General features: G+C 68.7%; 6 protein-coding genes and 2 pseudogenes. All 8 read left to right on the top strand.

Annotation, left to right across the window (positions count from 1 at the left end; genetic code table 11):
* Positions 1–282: 282 nt before the first annotated feature.
* Positions 283–504, top strand: a pseudogene (locus tag ADBZ5N_RS14430) (transglycosylase family protein); the annotation flags it as partial.
* Positions 505–694: 190 nt separating this feature from the next.
* Positions 695–1,975, top strand: a complete 1,281-nt coding sequence (locus ADBZ5N_RS14435; protein ID WP_526258485.1) for a saccharopine dehydrogenase family protein — start codon at positions 695–697, stop codon at positions 1,973–1,975.
* A 74-nt stretch (positions 1,976–2,049) separates the two neighbouring features.
* Entirely contained in the window at positions 2,050–2,667 is a 618-nt protein-coding gene (locus ADBZ5N_RS14440) for a DUF937 domain-containing protein (protein ID WP_526258487.1), read from the top strand.
* 45 nt (positions 2,668–2,712) lie between these two features.
* Positions 2,713–5,385, top strand: coding sequence for a valine--tRNA ligase (locus tag ADBZ5N_RS14445; protein WP_526258489.1), 2,673 nt, complete (start codon positions 2,713–2,715; stop codon positions 5,383–5,385).
* On the top strand, positions 5,382–6,776 hold the full coding sequence (folC, locus tag ADBZ5N_RS14450; RefSeq protein WP_526258491.1) for a bifunctional tetrahydrofolate synthase/dihydrofolate synthase: 1,395 nt from the start codon (positions 5,382–5,384) through the stop codon (positions 6,774–6,776). Before ADBZ5N_RS14445 ends, folC begins: the two co-directional genes overlap by 4 nt.
* A 44-nt stretch (positions 6,777–6,820) precedes the next feature.
* A pseudogene (locus ADBZ5N_RS14455) lies at positions 6,821–7,144 on the top strand (DUF4233 domain-containing protein); the annotation flags it as partial.
* Positions 7,145–7,251: 107 nt separating this feature from the next.
* The gene (gene ndk / locus ADBZ5N_RS14460) at positions 7,252–7,662 is read left to right on the top strand and encodes a nucleoside-diphosphate kinase (protein WP_526258493.1); all 411 of its coding nucleotides are present in this window, start codon (positions 7,252–7,254) and stop codon (positions 7,660–7,662) included.
* Between the two features lie 296 nt (positions 7,663–7,958).
* A partial coding sequence (locus ADBZ5N_RS14465) for a ribonuclease E/G (protein ID WP_526258495.1) occupies positions 7,959–9,833 on the top strand: 1,875 nt, incomplete at its 3' end.

Here is a 9,833-nt window from a genome sequence, read left to right on the forward strand (position 1 = left end):
GGTTGGATGCGCCAGCGACTCTTCCGGGGGGGGCGCCGGATAAAACCCGGCGCCACCTTTGTTTTTCCTGTCCGCGCAGCCAACTCTCATTGAAGCCTCATAAAGAACAGGTGTCTCTTCTGTAACAACAGCTTCCGCGGCAGCGATCCACATCACAACCGCCGCACGGAAGGGGACGCCATGACCACGCTCCGCCGACTCCTCACGCTGGCCTCCCTCGCGCTCGGGCTGGCCCTGGGAGCAGTCGCGCTGGGCAGTGGAACGGCAGCCGCCGACAGCGGGGTGAACTGGGACGCGATCGCCCAGTGTGAGTCCGGCGGAAACTGGGCCATCAACACCGGCAACGGCTACTACGGCGGCCTGCAGTTCAGCCCGGCCACCTGGAGGTCCAACGGCGGCACCGGTATGCCGCACCAGGCCACCCGCGAGGAGCAGATCCGGGTCGCCGAGAACACCCTGCGTACCCAGGGCATCGGGGCGTGGCCCACCTGCGGCAAGAAGGGCAGTGCCACTACTGTCTTCGCCGCGCCGGTCTCGGCCTCCACCCCGGCGTCGCCGGCCGCCGACCAGTGCCGGGGGTTGAGCCGCGGCCCGCTCGGATTGGTCGACTGGGGTCAGGTCTGCGCCGCGTTCACCCTGGGTATCCGCTGATAGGGCATCCGACCCGGCGGAGGGCGGCGAGTAGGTTGGCCTCATGACCCAACGCGAATTCGACATCGTCGTCTACGGGGCGACCGGTTTCGTCGGAAAACTCACCGCGGAGTATCTGGCCAAAGCGGGTGGCTCCGCCCGCATCGCGCTGGCCGGGCGGTCCGAGGCGAAACTCGCCGCGGTGCGGGCCACCCTCGGCGCGGCCGCCCAGGACTGGCCCATCGTGGCGGCCGACGCCTCCTCGCCGGCCTCGCTGGAGGCGATGGCCGCCCGCACCCGGGTGGTGCTGACCACCGTCGGCCCCTACAGCCGGTACGGACTGCCCCTGGTGGCGGCGTGCGCCAAAACCGGTACCGACTACGCCGATCTGACCGGTGAGGCGATGTTCGTCCGGCAGAGCATCGACGACTACCACAAGCAGGCCATCGACACCGGGGCGCGGATCGTGCACGCCTGCGGATTCGACTCCATTCCCTCCGACATGAGTGTCTACGCGTTGTTCCGGCGTGCTCGGCAGGACGGCGAGGGCGACCTGCTCGACACCAACTATGTGTTGCGTGGCTTCGCCGGCGGGGTCTCCGGCGGCACCATCGCGTCGATGACCGAGGTCATGCGGGCCGCATCAGGCGATCCGGACACCCGCAAGCTGCTCGAGGACCCCTACACGCTGGCCCAGGACCGCGGCGCCGAACCCGAACTGGGGCCGCAGCCGGACCTGCCGTGGCGTCGGGGCAGGGAGATCGCCCCGGAACTGGCCGGAGTGTGGGCCGGGGGGTTCGTGATGGCCCCGTACAACACGCGCATCGTGCGGCGCAGCAATGCGCTGCTGGACTACGCCTACGGCCGGCGGTTCCGCTACGCCGAATACATGGGTGTCGGGCCGTCGCTGAGCGCCCCGGTCTTGTCGGCGGTGACCACCGCGGTGACCGCCGGATCCGCAGCGCTGGGCTACCGATTCTTCCGTTTCCTGCCCAAACGCCTCGTCGAACGGGTGGCGCCGAAGCCCGGCACCGGGCCCAGCGAAGAGGTTCGGGAGAGCGGCTACTACCGGGTCGAGACGTACACCACCACAACCACCGGCGCCCGTTACGTGGCCACCATGGCCCAGAGCGGCGACCCGGGCTACAAGGCGACCTCGGTCATGCTCGCTGAGTGTGGCCTGGCGCTGGCCCTCGACCGCGACAAGCTGCCCGACCTGCACGGGGTGCTCACTCCTGCCGCAGCGATGGGTGAGGCGCTGCTGGGCCGATTCCCGGCGGCGGGCATCTCGTTGGATACCGCACGGCTGAACGCCGCTGCGGCCCTCGGCACGCCCAGAGCGTAATTGTGTGCATGCCCGTCCAGGGCTGACTACTGTCGGAGCCGATCCTGGCAACTAACGCTGAAAGTGAACCCAACATGGCCGGTCTCGATGACCTTTTCAACCAAATCCCGGTGGCGGACATCGCCACCAAGCTCGGAGCCGACCAGGGTGAGGTGAACCAGGCCATCCAAACCCTGGTTCCGACACTGCTGGGCACCCTGCAGGAGAACGTGCAGGCTGACGACATCGACTCGACCGAATTGGAATCGACCGTCGTCGCCGAGGGGCAGACCGACCTGCTCGACGGCGGCGTGGTCGTCGATCAGATCAATGAGACGCAGGGCAACCAGATGGTCGCCAGCCTCTTCGGCGGCAACGACACCAATCAGGTGGCCTCGGCGCTGTCCGGCGCCGGTGCTCCGGGCGGCGACTTGATCAAGCGGCTGCTGCCCATGCTGGCCCCGATCGTGCTGGCCTACGTGGGCCGCCAGTTCTCCCAGCGCAACGCCGCCGGTGCTGGCGCGCAGGCCCAAGCCGCCCCGGGTGGCGGCCTCGGCGATGTGCTGGGCAGCATCCTCGGCGGCGGTGCGCCCGCAGGCGGAGCGGCGGCCGGCAACAACCCGTTGGGCAGCATCCTGGGCAGCGTGCTCGGCGGCGGCCAGGGCGGTGCGCTCGGCAACATCCTGGGCGGCCTGCTGCGCGGCGGGCGCTGACGCACTGCCTGCGGCTCGGGCGTGTCGTCCTCCTAGAATTGGCGCGTGCCTGACAACACCCGCGCCGCCGCTGACCCCCGGGAATTGACTCCCCAGGAGTTGCCGAAGGCCTGGGATCCCGGGGCGGTGGAAGCCGATATCTATCAGGCCTGGGTGGACGCCGGGTACTTCACCGCCGACCCCACCAGCGGCAAACCGGCGTACTCCATTGTGCTGCCGCCGCCCAACGTGACCGGCAGCCTGCACATGGGCCATGCGCTTGACCACACCCTGATGGATGCGTTGACCCGGCGCAAACGCATGCAGGGCTACGAAGTGCTGTGGCTGCCCGGTATGGACCACGCCGGCATCGCGACCCAGACCCTGGTCGAGAAGAGGCTCGCCGCCGATGGTCAAACCAAGGACGAACTCGGCCGCGAATCCTTCATCGAGAAGGTCTGGGAGTGGAAGCACGAGTCCGGCGGGACGATCGGCGCTCAGATGCGTCGCCTCGGCGACGGTGTGGACTGGACCCGTGACCGTTTCACCATGGATTCGGGCCTGTCGCGGGCGGTCAGGACCATTTTCAAGAGGCTCTACGACGCCGGTCTGATCTATCGGGCCGAACGGCTGGTCAACTGGTCACCGGTGCTGCAGACCGCGATCTCCGACCTCGAGGTCAAGTACGAAGAGGTCGAGGGCGAACTGGTGTCGTTCCGATACGGCTCGCTGGACGACTCCCAACCCCACATCGTGGTGGCGACCACCCGGGTCGAAACCATGCTGGGGGACACCGCGATCGCCGTGCATCCCGACGATGACCGGTACCGCGAACTGGTCGGCAAGGCCCTGCCCCACCCGTTCCTGGACCGTGAGATCGTCATCGTCGCCGACACCCACGTCGACCCCGAATTCGGCACCGGCGCAGTCAAAGTCACTCCCGCCCACGACCCGAACGACTTCGAGATCGGCCTTCGGCACAATCTGGCGATGCCCACGATCATGGACACCCGCGGCCGGATCGACGGCACCTCAACGCCGTTCGACGGGATGGACCGGTTCGAGGCCCGGGTCAAAGTCCGTGAGGCGCTTGCCGAACAGGGGCGTATCGTCACCGAGAAGCGGCCCTACCTGCACAGCGTCGGCCATTCCGAACGCAGCGGAGAACCCATCGAACCCCGGCTGAGCCTGCAGTGGTGGGTCAAGGTCGAGGCATTGGCCAAAGCCGCCGGAGACGCGGTTCGGGGCGGCGACATCGTGATCCACCCGAAGAGCCTGGAACCGCGCTGGTTCGCCTGGGTCGACGATATGCACGACTGGTGCATCTCCCGGCAGTTGTGGTGGGGCCACCGCATCCCGATCTGGCACGGGCCCGACGGGCAGATCGCCTGCGTCGGCCCGGACGAGACCCCGCCCGAGGGCTGGGAGCAGGACCCTGATGTGCTGGACACCTGGTTCTCCTCGGCGCTGTGGCCGTTCTCCACCATGGGCTGGCCGGACCGCACCCCGGATCTGGAAAAGTTCTATCCGACAAGCGTTCTGGTGACCGGCTACGACATCCTGTTCTTCTGGGTCGCCCGGATGGTCATGTTCGGCACGTTCGTCGCCCACGACGACGCCGTCACCTGCGGCGGGACCCGCGGGCCCCAGGTTCCGTTCGAGAATGTGTTTCTGCACGGCCTGATCCGCGATGAACACGGCCGAAAGATGAGCAAGTCGCGGGGTAACGGGATCGACCCCCTGGACTGGGTTGAACTGTTCGGCGCAGATGCGCTGCGGTTCACCCTGGCCCGCGGCGCCAGCCCGGGCGGCGATCTGTCGATCGGGGAGGACCACGCGCGGGCATCCCGCAACTTCGCCACAAAGCTGTTCAACGCCACCCGGTTCGCACTGATGAACGGTGCCGCCCCGGCGCCCTTGCCGAGCGCGGAGGAACTGACCGACGCCGACCGGTGGATCCTGGGCCGCACCGAACAGGTTCGCGCCGATGTGGATTCGGCCTTGGAGGGCTATGAATTCAGTCGGGCCTGCGAGGCGCTATACCACTTCGCTTGGGACGAGTTCTGCGACTGGTACCTGGAACTGGCCAAAGTTCAACTCAGCGAAGGGCGTTCGGGAACCACCGCAGTTCTGGCCGCGGTGCTGGACACCTTGCTCAAACTGCTGCATCCGGTGATGCCGTTCGTGACCGAGGTGCTGTGGAAGCAACTGACGGGTGGGGAATCGCTGGTGATCGCTGAGTGGCCGGTGCCCTCCGGCGTCGAGTGGGACGACGCTGCCGCACAACGGATCACCGACGTGCAGAAACTGGTCACCGAGGTGCGGCGGTTCCGCAGCGACCAGGGTCTCGCCGACCGGCAGAAGGTGCCCGCCCGGCTCGCCGGTGTCGGTCAGGCCGGTCTGGCCGAACACGTCGCGGCGGTGACCGCGCTGGCCTGGCTGACCACCCCGGGTGCCGACTTCACGCCGACCGCGCAGGTGGAGGTGCGGCTCTCCGGTGGGACCGTCGGCGTCGAACTGGACACCTCCGGCACCGTCGACGTCGCCGCCGAGCGGCGCCGATTGGAGAAGGACCTGGCCGCCGCGCAGAAGGAACTTGCCGCCACCACCGCCAAACTCGACAACGAGGCGTTCCTGGCCAAGGCGCCCGGCGACGTCGTCGACAAAATCCGGGACCGCCAGAAACTGGCCCGCGAGGAGACCGACCGGATCGCCGTGCGCCTGGCTGCGCTTGCATGATCGAACCCACCCCGGACGAGATCGCCGCATTGCTGCAAGTCGAGCATCTGCTCGACCAGCGCTGGCCGGAAACCAAAATCGAACCCAGCACGGCTCGGATGCAGGCTCTGATGGATCTGCTCGGCTCCCCGCAGCGCAGCTACCCGTGCATCCACATCGGCGGCACCAACGGCAAGACGTCGGTGGCCCGCATGGTCGACGCACTGCTGGCCGCCCTGCAACAGCGCACCGGCCGCGCCACCAGCCCGCACCTTCAGTCGGCGACCGAACGCATCGCCATTGACGGCCACCCGATCAGCCCCGCCCGCTACGTCGAGGTCTACCGCGAGATCGAGCCCTTCGTGCAGATGGTCGATGCGCAGTCGGTGGCCGGTCAACTCGGGTCGCCGGGTCCCCGCATGAGCAAGTTCGAAGTCGTCACGGCCATGGCGTTCGCGGCCTTCGCCGACGCCCCGGTGGACATCGGCGTCATCGAGGTGGGCCTGGGTGGCCGCTGGGACGCCACCAACGTCATCGACGCCCCGGTGGCGGTCATCACGCCGATCGGCATGGACCACACCGAGTACCTCGGCGACACCATCGCCGAGATTGCGGGGGAGAAGGCCGGCATCATCGGCGCCGGCGGCGAGGTCGAGACCGTCGCGGTGATCGGGCGCCAAACCCCGGATGCCATGGACGTGCTGCTCGCCCGGGCCGTTCGCGTCGATGCCGCGGTGGCGCGGGAGGATTCGGAGTTTGCGGTCTTGGGCCGCCAGGTCGCCGTCGGCGGGCAGGTTCTGGACCTGCAGGGTCTCGGCGGGGTGTACCCGGAAGTGTTCGTGCCGATGCACGGCGAACATCAGGCCCACAACGCCGCGCTCGCACTGGCGGCCGTGGAGGCCTTCTTCGGGGCCGGGGCGCACCGCCAACTCGACGTCGATGCGGTCCGCGCCGGATTCGCCGCAGCGCGCAGCCCGGGCCGGCTGGAGCGGGTGCGCAGCGCCCCGACGGTCTTCGTCGACGCCGCCCACAACCCGGCCGGCGCGGCCGCGCTGGCGCGGGCGTTGACGACCGAGTTCGACTTCCGGTACCTGGTGGGTGTGATCAGTGTGCTCGCCGACAAGGACGTCACCGGCATCCTGACGGCTCTGGAACCGGTATTCAACGTGGTCGTGGTGACCGACAACGGCTCGCCGCGGGCGCTGGACCCCCAGATGCTGGCGCTGCGCGCCGAGGAGGTCTTCGGGCCGGATCGGGTGATCCGCACCGCCGCCCTGCCCGACGCCATCGACACCGCCACCGCCCTGGTCGAAGAGTCCGGCGACGGCGTCGCCGGGGCCGGCATCGTCATCACCGGGTCGGTGGTCACTGCGGGAGCGGCCCGCACCCTCTTCGGGAAGGATCCGCAGTGACCACCCAGACGCCCCCCGATCCGTGGAAGAGCTTCCGCGGTGTAATGGCCGGAACCCTGATCCTGGAAATCATCACCGTGCTGCTGGCCCTGCCGGTGGTCGCTGTGGTCGGTGGTGGGTTGACCCCCTGGTCTACGGCGTATCTGGTGGGATTCGCGGTGTTGCTGGGCGTGTTGGCCGGACTGCAGGGCAGGCCGTGGGCCATCTGGGCCAACCTCGGCGTCCAGGTGCTGCTGGTCTTCGGATTCCTGCTCTACCCGGGCGTCGGGTTCATCGGCGTCCTGTTCACCGGCGTCTGGGCCGTCATCGCCTACCTGCGCGGGGAGGTGCTGCGCCGCCAGCGGCTGGGGCTGCTACCCGGCCAGCAGTCGCCCCCCACCGAGCCCCCTGCTGGGCCCCCTGCTGGGCCCCCTGCTGGGCCCCGCTCGAATGAGCCCCCGGCTGAGCCGGGCACGAACAGGTACTCTTCCGAGTCGTGACTGAGCGGACTCTGGTGCTGATCAAACCCGACGGTGTGCAGCGGGGGGTGATCGGCGAGATCATCACCCGGATCGAGCGCAAGGGGCTGACCCTGGTTGCGCTCGAACTCAAGCACGTCGATGAGGAACTGGCCCGCGCGCACTACGCCGAGCATGCCGAGCGGCCGTTCTTCGGTGAACTCGTCGAGTTCATCACCTCCTCCCCGGTTGTCGCCGCGATCCTGGAGGGACCGCGTGCGATCGCCGCCTTCCGGCAACTCGCCGGTGGCACCGACCCGGTCGATAAGGCCACCCCGGGCACCATCCGCGGTGACTTCGGCCTGGAAACCCAGTACAACCTCGTCCACGGCTCGGATTCGGCGGAGTCCGCGGCCCGCGAGATCGGGTTGTGGTTTCCCGCCCGCTGAGGTGATCAGGCCTGTCGGTCGGTCACCCGGCGGCGATGTGGGATACGGCGATGTGGGATACTGGGGCCGGTGACCCGGCAACGGGCCGCCGGAATGAGACTTCAGACGTGCGCGACCACCGCCTATCGGGGTGCGGCGCGGACCGTCAACAGCCGTCATTCAGCCAGGCACTGCACGGGTTCTCCGGAATCCGTCGGAGCGAGACCTATCGACAAGCCCGGTAACCTCCGGGCGCACAGCGGAAAGCCCTCGCGTGGCCGCGTCGCAGGACGCGCCCGGGGGCTTGAGGAGACTACGTGGCCGATGATGATCACAACCAGGAACTGTTCGAATCCCCGTCGCTGGGGCAACCGCCAGCGGCTGACGAGGATCTGCCCGAACGCCTGAGGGTCCACGAACTGGCCCGGGTGCTGGGCACCACCAGCAAGCAGGTCCTCGACGCGCTGACCGATTTCGACGGCCGCTCCCGCAGCCCGCACTCAAGCGTCGATCAGGCCGAAGCGGTCCGCGTTCGGGATCTGCTGGCCGGCCAACCCTCCACTGCGCAACCGACCGGGACGCCGACCGAGATGGGTCTTCCTCCCGATAGCGCGATGATCATCGTCAGCGGCCAGGAAACCGAGCCCGAGTCACGGTTGATCCTGGAGACACACGACACCGCCTCGGTCGAGGTCGTCGTCGAGCAACCGGCCTACATGCCGCTGTTCGTCGCACCCCAACCGGTGGCTCCGAGCGTGCCTGAGATCGACGACGCTGACAACGACGACGACGACGAAGCCGAGGGCGACGGCGACGGCACCGAGCGGCCGGCCAATCGCCGCCGCCGCCGCGGCCGTCGCGGCCGCGGCCGTGGCCGCGGTGAACAAGCCGGGTCGGAAGGCGATGACGACGAGTCGCTCGCCGAGGCGGCCGAATCCGCCGACGGCAGCGCCGAGGACGTCGGTGAGGACGGCGAGGACGCCGAAGCCGACGGTGACGAGGAGTCCGCCGGGGGCACTCGCCGGCGCCGACGGCGGCGCCGTCGCCGCGCCGGAACCGGCGAGGACACCGATGCGGCGTCGCCCGACGACCCGCCCAACACGGTGGTCCACGAGCGCGCCCCCCGCGCCAAGGCGGAACGCTCAGACGCCGGTGAGATCCAGGGCATCAACGGCTCAACCCGCCTGGAAGCCAAGCGGCAGCGGCGCCGGGATGGCCGCGACGCCGGTCGGCGCCGCCCGCCGATCCTGACCGAGGCCGAGTTCCTGGCCCGCCGGGAGGCCGTGGACCGGGTCATGGTGGTGCGCGACAAGGTTCGTTCCGAACCGCCCCACGAGGGTGCGCGCTACACCCAGATCGCCGTCCTCGAGGACGGCATTGTGGTGGAACACTTCGTGACCTCGGCTGCCTCGGCGTCGATGGTCGGCAACATCTACCTCGGCATTGTTCAGAATGTGCTGCCGTCGATGGAGGCGGCCTTCGTCGACATCGGCCGCGGCCGCAACGGTGTGCTCTACGCCGGTGAGGTCAACTGGGAGGCCGCCGGACTCGGCGGGTCCAACCGCAAGATCGAGCAGGCCCTCAAGCCGGGTGACTACGTCGTCGTCCAGGTCAGCAAGGACCCCGTCGGGCACAAGGGCGCGCGGCTGACCACCCAGGTCTCGCTGGCGGGCCGCTATCTGGTCTACGTGCCGGGTGCGTCGTCGACCGGGATCAGCCGCAAACTTCCCGACACCGAACGCCAGCGGCTCAAGGAAATCCTGCGCGAGGTCGTGCCGGACCACGCCGGGGTGATCATCCGGACTGCATCCGAGGGCGTCAAAGAAGACGACATCCGCACCGACGTCAACCGGCTGCAGGAACGGTGGGCCAAGATCGCCGAGGAGGCCGAGCGCGTCAAAGCCAACAAGGCCGGCGCCGCGGTCGCGCTCTACGAGGAGCCCGACGTGCTGGTCAAGGTCGTCCGGGACCTCTTCAACGAAGACTTCTCCGGATTGATCGTCTCCGGTGAGACGTCCTGGGACACCATCACCGGTTACGTCAATTCCGTTGCGCCCGAACTGCTTCCGAAACTGACCAGGTACCAGCCCGCCGGCGGCCAGGACGGGCCGGACGTGTTCGCGGTGCACCGCATCGACGAGCAACTGGCCAAGGCGATGGACCGCAAGGTGTGGCTGCCCTCGGGCGGCACC

Source organism: Mycobacterium sp. (assembly GCF_044370595.1).
Classification (GTDB): domain Bacteria; phylum Actinomycetota; class Actinomycetes; order Mycobacteriales; family Mycobacteriaceae; genus Mycobacterium.

Coding starts and splice junctions, on each gene's coding strand:
- ADBZ5N_RS14435 (WP_526258485.1), top strand. CDS start 695: ATGACCCAACGCGAATTCGACATCGTCGTCTACGGGGCGACCGGTTTC.
- ADBZ5N_RS14440 (WP_526258487.1), top strand. CDS start 2,050: ATGGCCGGTCTCGATGACCTTTTCAACCAAATCCCGGTGGCGGACATC.
- folC (WP_526258491.1), top strand. CDS start 5,382: ATGATCGAACCCACCCCGGACGAGATCGCCGCATTGCTGCAAGTCGAG.